Below are 13,210 nucleotides of genomic sequence, written 5' to 3' on the forward strand. Positions count from 1 at the left end.
TATAAATTTACGTACCGTTTCGGGTTTTTACTGGACTGAAATCACAATTTTTCCAATCTGCTCATTGGATTCCATATAGCGATGAGCATCCTTTATTTGCTCCAGAGAAAAGCTGCGAGCTATACGTGGTTTAAATGTTCCACTTTGCAGATGATCAAAAATATAATGCTCTGCTTTCTTTCGTAACTCAGGATTGGTGCTGAGCTCAAAGAGTGTATAACCGCGAATGCTGAGTCCTTTGTTTAACGCAGTAAACAAAGGGAAAGGCATTGGCTCGTTTGCCAATGCGCCATATACAAAGATGATTCCTTTATCTGAGGCCGCCTCAGCTAATGCTTCAATCCCTTTTCCTGCAATAGGGTCAAAAATAACACGCGCCCCTTTGCCTCCAGTAATTTCTTTTACCCGAGCAGCCAGATCTTCTTCATTAGTGACGATCACATGATCAGCGCCAAGTTCCAGTAACTCGGCTTTTTTAGCTTGAGTACGAGTGGTTGCAATACTGATACCGCCCTGAGCACGTACTGTCTCAATAGCTGCAATACCCACACTACTGCTCGCTGCAGTTATCAACACGAAATCACCTTTGGATACATTCCCGTAATGAATGAGTGCGCCGTAAGCAGTCATGTACTGCATCCAGATGGATGTCGCTTCAGTAAAAGATAATTTTTCAGGATATGCTGCCAGAGCATAAGCAGGTAAAATGGCGACTTCACCATAAACACCGTATTTACCCATATCAAAACAGGGGACCGTACTGAATTTCTTGCCAATCATTTGGGGATCAACTCCTGGACCCACAGCTTCAATGATTCCAGAAGCTTCGTAACCAATCTTGGAAGGGAATTGGGGTGCTATAAGATATTGGCCCACTCGAAACATTACTTCCGCGCGATTTAAGCCGATTGCATGGACACGCAAGCGGACTTCGCCCTGGCCGGGTTCTGGCAATGCGACGCTCTCAAGCTTTAACACATCGGCATTCCCTGTTTCATGAAACCGAACAATCTGCGCCTGGCTAGCTGACATAATATTTTCCTTTTAGTGACTAAATTTAATTATTCTTTCCATTTGATATTGCATCCCAAACTTGGTTTTTGCTCTGTAGAAACGGGCAATGCGTTTAACAGACAATCCAGGGCATTGCGGATAGAAATACCGGATACCGGGATTTGATTTCCCGGACGTGAGTCGTCAAGTTGCCCGCGATAAACCAGTCTAAGATTCGCATCATAGATAAAGAAATCCGGGGTGCAGGCCGCTTGATAGGCTTTGGCAACATCCTGAGTTTCATCGAACAGATAAGGAAACCGATAGTCTTCTGTTTGTGCAGTAATTCGCATATTATCAGGAGAGTCATCAGGATAGTTTTTTACATCATTTGAATTAATGGCAATGAAGCTTATTCCTTTGCCAGTGTAGTCTTTTGCCAATTGGCTTAACTCTTTACTAACATGCTTTACATAGGGACAATGATTGCAAATAAACATGATTACTGTGGCAATCTGACCCTTGTGAGAACGCAATTCCACTATGTTATTGGAAATAACATCTGTCAGGGAAAACTCAGGCGCTGCAGATCCCAGCTCTTTCATATTTGAAGGTGTTCTTGCCATAACCAACTCCTTTGTGCAATTTTCTAAAAAATCACATTAATAATAGCAATGAGTGCGAATAAACTGTTTAAAACCGCCCAGAGTAATACCAGAGGGTTTTTCTTTACAATAGAAAATGCATAAGTTGCCAGGGATATTCCGCCAATAAAAAATATCCATTCATTCGCATAAGAAAAACCTATCGATAAGCTGGCAATACCGACTATACCTATCAGAAGGAAAATATTATTGAGCTGGCCTATTAGATAAAAAAAGATTAGCAGTTGCACGCATAATAAGACCGGGATGGCAAATTGCAGAATAGAGCCAATGCCCAGCAATATCGCACCGTGCCCTGCAATCAGAATAAGTTCCAATGCAATAAAAAATACCAGTCTGGAGTATATGGCAGTAAGCAATAGAAGGCTGGAGCCTGTTACATAATAGGCTTGTGCATTGGCCTGGGTGAAACCATAAAGCGTAATGATTGCACCCACAATGCCAAGCATCCAAAAGAAATAATCACGGAATGTTAATGGCATCTTGTTACCAGCGTAAATAGATGCCTTTGGCTGCTGCGTCATTGATAATTTCGCGCTGTGGTTTGTTAGTAGAAACCCAATAATTGCCCATATTGCTTAAAGCAAATTTAGCTCTTGGATATTGACATACGTCGAGTACTTCACGGCAATCTACTTTTTCAGTGTTGTTGTCTTCAACGACAAAACATTGAAAGTTAAATTCTTTTTCATCGGATGCAAAGGCCGCCCAGTTAGCAGCTTGTAATTTTGCGGTCAGAGGAGGGCTCATAAAGACTTCTTTTGTTTCGATACGCTGTAATTCAACATGATGCGTACTACGATTCTGTATTAAATAAAAGCTTTGCTCGCCCGTCTCATTAAGAACCAGATTATAGCCATTATACCCAAAACCGGTGACTTCGCACCCACGAGGAAACCCCTCTGCATAACTGCTTACAGAAGCCAGCAGCGATAAAATTCCTGCAAAACCTGTCTTTAATGATGACATTATTAACCTTTATACCAATGTAAAAGCGGCTATTCTAATGAGATTGAGTCTAAAAGTGAACCTCCTTTTAAACCTTGCTCTCTAATTCTTCACGATGAGCAGTGATACGTGATTTGATCATCGGGTAATACGTTCTGTAAATGCTTAACAATAAATAAACAACCACATAAATCAGTGAGACCCCAAGACAAAATGGGTTTAGCTCGGGATAGGTCCATAAGATAATCGCAGAGCAAACTCCATACATCAGTGAGAAGACATGCATCAGTACCTTTAATGCTCTGGACTCTGTCAGATAGTCGAGGCGCGAGGGATAGACATATTTGACCGGAACAAAAACGAGGAGGCATAAAACTGCCAGAATCAGGGCATTGGTATACATTGATGTGTTAAAAATAAACATGTAAAAAATAACTATATTCCAGTAACAAGGGAATCCTTTAAAAAAATGATCCGGCGTTTTAGCATCAGACTGGGTAAACTGGTAGGACGAAGTGATTGTAATCGCAATAATAATTAATAAACCCAGTGAAGGGGGAAGCATATCTGCCTTGGCATAGAGAAAAAAGCAGGGAGTAATCACATAATTAACATAATCCACGAGATTATCCAGTAATGCGCCGTCGATATTAGGTAATACCATCTTGACCTTGACAAGTCTTGCCAGAGTGCCATCCAGCGCATCGATTACAACCGCAATGGCCATATACCACAGTGCCTGTTGATATTCCTGCTGATAAATTTTAATCAGGGTCAATATTCCCACATACGCAGCACTGGCGGTAAAGGCATGTACTGCCCAGGCGACCAAATAATGAGAAAAACGGTAGCCCAGTTTTTGTTTTGTCATTTCTAATCCTGTATGGCGGTTTTGCAGATTATGTTTGCAAAACACATTAGTTTAGTGCTGGAATTGTTCCAACGATTACAAATAGCAAAATAGTAACAATAATCATTTATCTGAGGCAAGGATAGCGGTCATCTGATTGAGATATTTGTATATTTAGCAAAAATTGTTAATAAAAAATACCCCAATTACCTAATAAATGAACTTTAAAATACCCGTTTCCTGAAAAGGAGGTTGGAGTGTTATACTAATTTAAAATGATTCTCGGTATTTGGTTTGGGGAAAAGCCTACAGGAGATGGAATATGATATTTCAGACAATTAATCCGGCGAATGAACATCTGATTAACGAATATAAGGCTCTGGATTACAGGACTGCCGAAACCAGGATTCACCATGCTTATACGGCTTTTAAACATTGGAAAAGCAAAACGTTCGCCGAAAAATCGACGTTGGTGCTTGCATTGGCAAAGTTATTGCGGCAAAAGTCAGAAGAGCTGGCTCAAATTATTACGATGGAAATGGGTAAACCTATAACCCAGTCTCAAGCTGAAATTGAAAAATGCGCTTGGGTTTGTGAGCATTATGCCGCGAACGCAGAGCATTATCTGGCTGATCACAGCATTCAGACGGAAATGAAAAAGACATTTGTCTGTTACAGACCGCTCGGGGTTATTTTAGCGATTATGCCCTGGAATTTTCCCTTCTGGCAGGTCTTTCGCTGTGCCATTCCGGCAATCATGGCGGGAAATGCGGTATTGTTGAAACACGCGCCGATTTCCATTGGTGCTGGCAATGCGATGGAACAATTATTTCTCGAAGCAGGTTTCCCAAACCATTTATTTCAAAATCTGATTATAGATAATGACGTGGCAGCAAAAGTGATTGCTCACCCCGAGGTGGCCGGTCTGAGTTTTACAGGCAGTGAAAAAGCCGGGCGAATTGTGGGCGGTCTTGCCGTTTCAAATTTGAAGAAAGCGGTTTTGGAGTTAGGGGGGAGTGATCCTTATTTAATTCTGGAGGATGCGGATTTGGATATTGCTGCCCAGGCTGTGGTTTCTTCCAGGCTGAATAATTGCGGCCAGGTTTGTATCGCCGCTAAACGTGTAATTGCGGTTCATTCAATTAAAGAAACCTTGTTGCAGAAAATAGAACAATTAATAGCTGCCTATAAAATGGATGATCCGGCAAAAAATACAACAAAGTTGGGGCCGCTCGCCAGAAACGATCTAAGAGAAACTCTTCAAAAACAAGTGGATCAAAGTTTGACTAGAGGATGTCGGCTGATTACAGGAGGAACGATTCCGCAGCGAGAGGGTTTTTATTATCCTGCTACCTTGCTTGTTGATGTAAAACCGGGAATGCCTGCGTTTGATGAGGAATTATTTGGACCAGTGATTGCCCTCATTGATGCGAAGGATGAAGAGCAGGGAATAGAGCTTGCTAACCATAGCTCATATGGTTTGGGCGCAGCGGTTTTTACCCGTGATATTTCGCGCGGCGAAAGGATAGCCCGTGATAAAATGGATGCCGGATCCTGCTTTGTGAATACCTTTGTCGCATCTGATCCGCGTGTTCCATTTGGAGGCACAAAACACTCGGGTCTGGGAAGAGAACTTTCGCGTGAAGGTATTCTTGAGTTTGTGAATGTTAAAACTGTCGCAATAAAATAGAAATGAGCCGTCAGATTATAGTTATCAACACCCAGGTGCAGTCGATGTATTGCTATACAGACGACTCTTTAATTAATGTCTATCCGATATCTTCGGCCAAAAACGGTTTGGGGGAGGAAAAAGGCAGTTTTCGTACCCCCAGAGGCTGGCATCGTATTTATAGTAAATTAGGATTAACGGCAGAGGCTAATTCGGTATTTGTCGCCAGAGAATGGACTGGAGAAATCTACACTGAGGAATTGGCAAGCCAGTTTCCCGGGCGAGACTGGATCCTGACGCGCATTCTCCAACTGGACGGAATGGAGCCAGGTCGAAACCAGGGCGGAGAAGTAGACAGTCTAAAACGATTCATCTATCTTCATGGAACACCTGATACTACCCCATTGGGCCATCCCGGCTCTCATGGCTGCATTCGTATGAGAAATAGCCACATTATTGCACTGACAGACTGGGTAGAAGTAGGGACCCCGGTATATATTCAATAACAGTTGCAATTTCTATGCTTTAATTTCTCGCAAATTGAATGGGGTCCAGTATATAATTCCTCAAAAATTTATTTCCCATCCTGATGAGGTAAATGCATGTCTTATAAGTTTGAAGCGGGCAAGGATCTGATTATCCAGGAAGTCGTTGATAAATTACGTCAGAAAATGACCGGTGATCAGGGTCTTTATTGTGCCGAATTTGTTCGTCAGTTTTTTGGCACCGTTGCCCTTGAAGATTTGGGTGAATGGGACATTGATGACTTGTATGGTGCAGCTATCAATTTTTGGGCGCTCATTCAGCAACGTTCTCCCAATGAAACCAAAATTCGTATCTATAATCCCGATTACGAACGGCATGGATGGCAAACAACTCATACTGTTGTTGAGGTCATTACTGACGATATGCCTTTTCTGGTTGATACATTACGCATGGTGATTAACCGTCTTGGCCTGGTTTCCCATTTAGTGATTCATATGGGCGGATTTACTGTTCGCAGAGATAAACAGCACCAGGTTGCTGAGGTATTGCCAAGAGGCAGCAGCGAAAAAGGCTCGTCCACCTATGTAGAAGCCCCTATTTTTATTGAGATTGATCGCCAGACTGATCCTGAAGTGCTTGAAGAATTACATCGTAATTTCGAGCGGGTTCTTGAAGATAATCGCGCCATCGTTGAAGATTGGCCAATGATGCGGCAACAAGTCCGTGAAGCGATTGACGAGCTTAGTGAAGCTGCAGGAATAATCGACCAGGCTGAGGTGGAAGAGGCCAAAGAATTTTTAGGCTGGATAGAAGACCATCATTTCACTTTTCTTGGTATACGGGATTATGATCTCGTTCATAAAGGACAGGAAACGATTCTTCAGCCGATTGCGCAAACGGGCTTGGGGGTTCTGAGATCCAGTATGAGCAAGTCAAATGTACGCAGTATTTCGGCAATGACGCCTGAAGCACGCGAACTGACATTATCCAATCGTGCTCTGGTGATGTTCAAGACTAATACAGAAGCTACTGTTCACCGCAGTGCCTATACCGATTATATTGGTGTCAAACGCTTTAATAAACAAGGACAGGTCATCGGGGAGAGACGCATTATCGGTCTTTACACCTCTGCGGCCTATAATACCAATCCCAAGCATATTCCTTTTCTAAGGCATAAAGTCGCGACGGTAATGAAAAATTCTAATTTAAACCCTCGCAGCCATGCTGGCAAAGTGTTGCTGAATATTCTGGAAACCCTGCCCCGCGACGATTTGATCCAGGCGTCTGAAGATGAACTCCTGGAAATCTCTATGGGCATTTTTTACATGCAGGAACGCCGCCGTATCCGCATGTTTGCTCGTACAGACGTTTATCGCCGCTTTGTTTCCTGCCTGGTTTATGTGCCTAAGGAACGATTTAACACAGAATTGCGTCAGGCAATGCAAAAAGAACTTGCCGAGAGTTTTAACGCGCAGGAAATTAGCTTTTCGACCTGGTTTTCAGAATCGGTGCTTGCCCGTATTCACTTTATTATCAAAACCAATCCTCAGGATAATACCGAGTGGGATTTCAAAGAAATCGAACAAAAGCTTATTGAAATTGGCCGCTCCTGGACAGATGATTTGCAGCACTTTCTGTCAGAGGCCTTCGGTGAGGAAGTGTCAAACAGGCTGAATGCGCGCTACAAATCTGCTTTCCCTGGTGCTTATAAAGATAACTTTACTCCGCGAACTGCAGTTTATGATATTAAACATATAGAGGCATTATCGAAAGATAACCCCCTGGTAATGAACTTCTATCGTCCGATGGATGAAGTGGCGAGCAGTTTCAGGCTAAAAATTTATCAACATGATAATACTATTCCGCTCTCAGATGTGCTGCCTATCATTGAACGGTTGGGTATGCGTGCTATTAGTGAAAGACCTTATACTTTAAAATTTGACGATGGCAAAACAACCTGGATCAATGATTTTTCACTGCAATATACCGGCGGTGAATGTTTTGATATCGATGAAATTAAAGATTTATTCCAGAATGCCTTTGCCAGCGTCTGGTTTGGTGAAGCAGAAAATGACGGCTTCAATCAATTGGTTCTGGCCGCTGGTTTAAACTGGAGACAAGTCGCAGTCTTGCGTACTTACGCGCGTTATTTCAAGCAAATAGGTCTGACATTCAGCCAGGAATATATTGAGTCCGCACTGAATAACAATGCGCTGATTGCCAAAAAACTGGTTGAGCTTTTTGAAATGCGCTTTAATCCAGAGGCTAATCCCAAGCGTGAAATTCAATTTGGAGAGAAAGTTGAAGAAGTGTTTGCCGCACTGGATAACGTCGCCAATCTGGATGAAGACAAAATTATCAGACAGTATGTGCATACAATGGCGGCGACCTTAAGGACGAACTATTATCAGTTGGACAAGCAGGGGAATTATAAGCCCTATGTCTCTATTAAATTAAATAGCAGGCTGATACCCAATTTGCCTAAACCGCATCCCCTATTTGAGATTTTCGTTTATTCTCCCCGCTTCGAGGGAGTGCATCTTCGTGGCGGTAAAGTAGCTCGCGGGGGATTGCGATGGTCGGATCGTCGTGAAGACTTCCGCACTGAAATTCTGGGATTGATGAAAGCCCAGCAGGTCAAGAATGCGGTAATTGTGCCTTCAGGAGCGAAGGGAGGATTTGTTCCCAAACGTTTGCCTGCCAATGGTTCCAGAGAAGAGATTCTGGCGGAAGGTATCGCCTGTTATCAGGATTTCATTCGCGGCATGCTTGATATTACTGATAATTACAAAGACAGTCATGTGGTCAAACCAGACAATGTTATCTGTTTTGACGAAGATGATCCGTATCTGGTCGTCGCCGCTGATAAAGGGACTGCCACATTTTCTGATATTGCCAATGCAATCTCGCTGGAATTTGGATTCTGGCTGGGAGATGCGTTCGCTTCCGGCGGATCGGTGGGCTATGATCACAAGAAAATTGGTATTACCGCACGTGGGGCCTGGGAATCGGTCAAACGGCATTTCTATGAAATGAATGTCGATATCAATACCACTGACTTTACTGTGGTGGGTATTGGCGACATGGCGGGTGATGTATTTGGGAACGGGATGCTTTTATCGCATCGTATCAAACTGGTTGCCGCGTTCAACCATATGCATATCTTCGTTGATCCAAACCCGAATCCCGAAACCAGTTTCAATGAACGCCAGCGCCTGTTCAATTTACCTCGCTCAACCTGGGCGGATTATGATAAAAAATTAATTTCCAAGGGTGGCGGTGTATTTAATCGTAATGCCAAATCGATCGCTGTCAGCAAGGAAATGAAGCAGGCATTCGGAATCAAGCAATCAGATATCGAGCCTAATGAACTGATTCGCATCATTTTACGTTCCAAAGTCGATTTGCTCTGGAGTGCTGGTATCGGTACTTTTGTTAAAGCGACCACTGAAACGCATTTGGATGTTGGAGACCGAAGCAATGACGCTATCCGTATCAACGCGACTCAGTTACGCTGTAAAGTGGTTGCCGAGGGTGGAAATCTTGGTTTGACACAGCTTGCCAGAATTGAATATTCCCTGGCTGGCGGTTTAATTTATACTGATTTTATTGATAACTCCGCAGGGGTAAGTTGTTCAGATAAAGAAGTCAATATTAAGATTTTGCTGGATACAATAGTTGCTGCCGGTGATTTAACTTTTAAACAGCGAAATGAGCTTTTGGAAGAAATGACGGAAGAAGTGGCGGCATTGGTGCTTAAAGATAATTTTGCCCAAACCCGGTCCATTAGCTTTACTGCCGAGAATTCCCTGCGGATGGTCGAGTTGCATACCCGTTATATTAACGAATTAGAGCGTACTGGTAAAATCGATCGGGCTTTGGAGTTTTTACCTGACGACAAAGTCTTCATGGAGAGAAAGCTCTTGGGCAAAGGGCTTGGGCGTCCAGCTATCGCGGTATTGCAAAGTTATAGTAAGACTATTCTTAAAGAGCAAATCCTGGCGACCAATGTGCCAGAGGATAGTTATCTAAAAGGCATTTTAGTGAGCTATTTCCCTAAACCTCTGCAAGAGCGATTCAGTAGGCAAATGCAGGAGCACCCATTGAAACGTGAAATTATTGCTACGAAATTAAGCAATATCATCATTAATGAAATGGGTTTTCACTTTGTGTTTCGTATGCAAGAGGAAACCGGCGCGCCTGTATCGGCTATAGCAAGAGCTTATATGATTGCAAGAAGTATTCTGGATATTGATAACATCTGGCATCAGATTGAAAATCTGGAAACGCTGATCACTGTTGAAAAGCAAATGGATCTGGTGATGTCTTGTGTGCGTTTGCTGAGACGAACCACAAGGTGGTTCTTGCGTAACCAACGTCTGCGTTTAAATATCAGTAAGGCCGTGAAGGCTTTTGCTCCAGGGGTTGCTGAGTTAAAACAGGCAATTCCTGGCATATTCGGGGCTGATTACAAGGAAGTTTATGCAAGTCAATATAATCAGCAACTGGAAGAGGGATTAAGTCCTGAACTGGCTCGTGATTTAACGGCCGTCCGGGCTTTATTTTCAGCGATGGATATTGTTGAAATTGCTCGACAGCTTGATATTAGTGTCACCAAGGTGGCTGAACTTTATTTTGGGATTGGAGAGTTTCTCGATCTGCACTGGATCCGTTCTCAAATTATTGCTCATCCAACAGACAATAACTGGGAGGCATTGTCACGCGAAGCATTACGGGATGATTTGGATTGGCAGCAAAGACAGCTTACTGTTGGAGTGATTACGCTGGACAACCAGCAGAAAGATTTCATGGGTTGTTTCACTGCATGGGCAGAGAGCCATTCCGGCTTGATTGAACGTTGGCAGCATATATTGGCTGATCTTCGTGCCAGTTCCAGTCTGAATTACACTATGTACTTTGTTGCGATTCGTGAACTGCTTGATTTAACGCAGACCACAATGCAAATGACTGAAAAAGAAGCCCTGGTGTAGAGCGCTGAATTACTAGTGTTCAATAAGTATCTACACATCTCTGAAAACAGAGTCCGCTACTCGCTTCTACGTCCCTCGGCTTGTCCGAGGGATCCAGGAAACTCATAGAGAAACACTGGACCCTGCGAACAAGCCGCAGGGCGTAGGGGTGATGGGTAGATACTATGGACTTGTTCGTGGGATTCAGTGAGATCTGTGAACCAAACTTATAGAACACGCGTATCATTCTAAATCAATTAAATGATTGCTTTTATGCTCATATCTTGAAATGATAAAGTCACTTGCTTGGGATTTTACAAAAGGAGTTCAGATGTACAGAAGGGAGTTGGTGACCCATTATTCAAGTGGTTCCAAGTTTTTTCACTGGCTGATAGCCTTACTGGTGCTCGGGATGCTCGCGGTAGGATTTTTTCTTGATGAGATCCCTGATCAGTATGCAGCAACAGCGTATATGGTACACAAATCATTAGGTTTGAGTATTCTTTTGCTGGTTATACTTCGGATTATCTGGTTAATTAAAAGTGGAAGACCTCCGTTACCAGAAAATGTTCCACTCTGGGAAAAGATTCTTTCCCGCGTAGTGCAATATTCTATGTATTTATTTCTTATATTAATGCCGCTTTCCGGATGGATCATGTCGGTCGCTGCTGATCGCACTCCAAGCTATTTTGGCTTTTTTAATGTTCCTTTTCCCGGAGTGATGCCTGATAAAAGCCTGTCCGATTTAATGTTCGAGTTTCATGAAACCATCGCCTGGATCCTGATTGCATTAATTGTTCTGCATGTTGCAGGGGCTTTAAAACATCATTTTATTGACAGAGATGATGTATTAAGAAAGATGCTGCCGGGCTCTAAGAAGTAACTCGCAGTTTCTACAGTAAAGTTAATTAAACTGTCCTACCCCGCGAAAGCGTTGTTGCGTAAATAGAACCAAGAAACTAAGCTGTTGTCTTTGCGAACATAGTGAAGCAATCCAGATTGAAACTTGAATTGAGTTAGGATCTGGATTGCTTCGCTAACGCTCGCAAAGACGGTTTTTGGTGTATCTAACTTAATGGCAGTAAAAGCCGGCGGGTATGTTTTCCTGTAATCTGACAGAATTCTGATGCCCTTCAAAATAAACCCTCTCTGGATGCTCAAAAAGAATACTCGCTGCAGCCAGGTATTGGTTGTTTTCTAAAGGACAAAAATCGACAAGTTCTCCCAGCTCGCTATTTCGATCATCCGCTAAAATACGCTGGCCAAGCACTAAGGGCTCATCAGTCTCAATCAGATAAATAGCAAGTTTATGTTTAAGTTTGGCTTTATAATGGGTACGGGCGATAATCTCCTGTCCTTTATAACAGCCTTTCTGGAAATCAAGATATCCCGCCAGATGCAAATCCAACCGGTGCGGTAGAAAAAGCCCACGGGATGAGGGGTAAATTTCTATTTGCCTGCGTCTAAGTTGTAGCTGATGCCATGCAAGGGAACCATAGAACTGCTTTTGTGCAATAAATCTATTCTTAAGATCATCGCTTCGGCTTATTACATGATAATAATTATTGCCAAGGGAGTAACAGCAAAGCGCATCGTTGAATACAAGCCCATATTGCTGTTCGGGTAGTTCAATGTCCAAATGAGCGAGCGGCTGGGAGCCGGGCGAGGAATATAAGCCAAAAATGAAGAAATCAGAAACAGCATGCAATTTAACCCGGCTAAGCATGGCAGGCTTGTTGAGTGACTCAATGGTTTTATCACATAAATCCTTGGGTACAATCAAATAGTAGTGTTGCCAGCTTATAATATCTGCCAGGCTTAAAATTCTGCCTTTCAGGTTACAGAATACTCCCTGCCGCATTTTGTCAGATGTCACTTTTGAGACATCACAGCTTAATTGGCCCTGTAGAAATTCCATTGATTTATTACCGCTGACTTCAATAAGAGTCAGGTAACTCAAATCAAACAGTGCTGCAGATTCTTCTCCCAGAGGGAAAAGCCTGCTCTCTTTGGAGGAATCAATTTGAGAATAAACTCGGTTATCAATTTGAATAGTGTTCATAAAAGCGCCTGATAACAATAAATTTGCAGTACATTAGCATTCTATTGTAACATTTGCCGATTTTTAAAATACATAAATTATGATAGATCCAATTAGAAAAGCCAGAATTGAATGGCGATGCCGCAGAGGAATGCTTGAACTTGATTTGCTGTTCCAGTCTTTTCTTGAGTACAGTTTTGCCGAGATGAAGAGTGAGCAGTTTGATACGCTGGAAAGATTATTAAGCTGTGATGATCCGGATTTGTATAACTGGTTGATGACAGAAGAATCGCCTGAGGATAAGGAGTTGTCCGAACTTGTACAATTCATTAAGTTACGGCATAGAGTTAAATAGATCGCCAAACTATATCAAAACAGCCTCCATACTGTATCTGTTTGCATTCCTTATGTTAATGGAATCTTCTCTTCTGCTGTTTTTAAAACTGGTTTTGACTTGCCTCGTTATTCTCCAGATGCTTTATATTCTGAAGTCTCCTTATCCTTCAGGAAAAATCCGCATCCAGTATATCTATGATGAGTGGATCCTTGACAAAAACGGACAGCGCATAATCTTCACTCGGCGAAGGG

11 protein-coding genes are annotated in these 13,210 nt (G+C 42.7%); 5 read left to right on the forward strand and 6 right to left on the reverse strand.

Annotated elements, in window-relative coordinates; translation table 11 throughout:
• Positions 1-27: 27 nt before the first annotated feature.
• The 5 genes from DYH61_RS06245 to pcsA all read right to left on the reverse strand — a co-directional run bounded on the left by DYH61_RS06245 (position 28) and on the right by pcsA (position 3,477).
• Entirely contained in the window at positions 28-1,032 is a 1,005-nt protein-coding gene (locus tag DYH61_RS06245; RefSeq protein WP_058506649.1) for a zinc-dependent alcohol dehydrogenase family protein, read from the reverse strand.
• Positions 1,033-1,061: 29 nt separating this feature from the next.
• Entirely contained in the window at positions 1,062-1,619 is a 558-nt protein-coding gene (locus tag DYH61_RS06250) for a thioredoxin family protein (RefSeq protein ID WP_058506648.1), read from the reverse strand.
• A 23-nt stretch (positions 1,620-1,642) separates the two neighbouring features.
• Entirely contained in the window at positions 1,643-2,140 is a 498-nt protein-coding gene (locus DYH61_RS06255; RefSeq protein WP_058506647.1) for a hypothetical protein, read from the reverse strand.
• A 4-nt stretch (positions 2,141-2,144) separates the two neighbouring features.
• Positions 2,145-2,627, reverse strand: coding sequence for a hypothetical protein (locus DYH61_RS06260; protein WP_058506646.1), 483 nt, complete (start codon positions 2,625-2,627; stop codon positions 2,145-2,147).
• Between the two features lie 67 nt (positions 2,628-2,694).
• Positions 2,695-3,477 (reverse strand): phosphatidylcholine synthase, encoded by a 783-nt coding sequence (gene pcsA, locus DYH61_RS06265; RefSeq protein ID WP_058506645.1) that lies wholly within the window; start codon positions 3,475-3,477, stop codon positions 2,695-2,697.
• A 301-nt stretch (positions 3,478-3,778) separates the two neighbouring features.
• On the opposite strand from pcsA, the gene DYH61_RS06270 reads away from it, so the two are divergent.
• The 4 genes from DYH61_RS06270 (at position 3,779) to DYH61_RS06285 (ending at position 11,464) form a co-directional block, all read left to right on the forward strand.
• Complete coding sequence (locus DYH61_RS06270) at positions 3,779-5,146, forward strand: NAD-dependent succinate-semialdehyde dehydrogenase (RefSeq protein ID WP_058506644.1); 1,368 nt, start codon at positions 3,779-3,781, stop codon at positions 5,144-5,146.
• 2 nt (positions 5,147-5,148) lie between these two features.
• Positions 5,149-5,631: a L,D-transpeptidase gene (locus tag DYH61_RS06275; RefSeq protein WP_083499159.1), complete on the forward strand. Its 483-nt coding sequence runs from the start codon at positions 5,149-5,151 to the stop codon at positions 5,629-5,631.
• Positions 5,632-5,727: 96 nt separating this feature from the next.
• The gene (locus DYH61_RS06280; protein ID WP_058506642.1) at positions 5,728-10,602 is read left to right on the forward strand and encodes an NAD-glutamate dehydrogenase; all 4,875 of its coding nucleotides are present in this window, start codon (positions 5,728-5,730) and stop codon (positions 10,600-10,602) included.
• Positions 10,603-10,912: 310 nt separating this feature from the next.
• On the forward strand, positions 10,913-11,464 hold the full coding sequence (locus tag DYH61_RS06285) for a cytochrome b (protein ID WP_058506641.1): 552 nt from the start codon (positions 10,913-10,915) through the stop codon (positions 11,462-11,464).
• 189 nt (positions 11,465-11,653) lie between these two features.
• Here the strand turns inward: DYH61_RS06285 and ygfZ are convergent, their stop codons facing one another.
• Positions 11,654-12,643, reverse strand: a complete 990-nt coding sequence (gene ygfZ, locus DYH61_RS06290; RefSeq protein WP_058506640.1) for a CAF17-like 4Fe-4S cluster assembly/insertion protein YgfZ — start codon at positions 12,641-12,643, stop codon at positions 11,654-11,656.
• A 79-nt stretch (positions 12,644-12,722) separates the two neighbouring features.
• On the opposite strand from ygfZ, the gene DYH61_RS06295 reads away from it, so the two are divergent.
• On the forward strand, positions 12,723-12,977 hold the full coding sequence (locus tag DYH61_RS06295; RefSeq protein ID WP_058506639.1) for an FAD assembly factor SdhE: 255 nt from the start codon (positions 12,723-12,725) through the stop codon (positions 12,975-12,977).
• Positions 12,978-13,210 lie beyond the last annotated feature (233 nt).

The sequence above is a fragment of the Legionella quinlivanii genome (assembly GCF_900461555.1).
Lineage (GTDB): Bacteria > Pseudomonadota > Gammaproteobacteria > Legionellales > Legionellaceae > Legionella_C > Legionella_C quinlivanii.

Coding starts and splice junctions, on each gene's coding strand:
- DYH61_RS06245 (WP_058506649.1), bottom strand. CDS start 1,032: ATGTCAGCTAGCCAGGCGCAGATTGTTCGGTTTCATGAAACAGGGAAT.
- DYH61_RS06250 (WP_058506648.1), bottom strand. CDS start 1,619: ATGGCAAGAACACCTTCAAATATGAAAGAGCTGGGATCTGCAGCGCCT.
- DYH61_RS06255 (WP_058506647.1), bottom strand. CDS start 2,140: ATGCCATTAACATTCCGTGATTATTTCTTTTGGATGCTTGGCATTGTG.
- DYH61_RS06260 (WP_058506646.1), bottom strand. CDS start 2,627: ATGTCATCATTAAAGACAGGTTTTGCAGGAATTTTATCGCTGCTGGCT.
- pcsA (WP_058506645.1), bottom strand. CDS start 3,477: ATGACAAAACAAAAACTGGGCTACCGTTTTTCTCATTATTTGGTCGCC.
- DYH61_RS06270 (WP_058506644.1), top strand. CDS start 3,779: ATGATATTTCAGACAATTAATCCGGCGAATGAACATCTGATTAACGAA.
- DYH61_RS06275 (WP_083499159.1), top strand. CDS start 5,149: ATGAGCCGTCAGATTATAGTTATCAACACCCAGGTGCAGTCGATGTAT.
- DYH61_RS06280 (WP_058506642.1), top strand. CDS start 5,728: ATGTCTTATAAGTTTGAAGCGGGCAAGGATCTGATTATCCAGGAAGTC.
- DYH61_RS06285 (WP_058506641.1), top strand. CDS start 10,913: ATGTACAGAAGGGAGTTGGTGACCCATTATTCAAGTGGTTCCAAGTTT.
- ygfZ (WP_058506640.1), bottom strand. CDS start 12,643: ATGAACACTATTCAAATTGATAACCGAGTTTATTCTCAAATTGATTCC.
- DYH61_RS06295 (WP_058506639.1), top strand. CDS start 12,723: ATGATAGATCCAATTAGAAAAGCCAGAATTGAATGGCGATGCCGCAGA.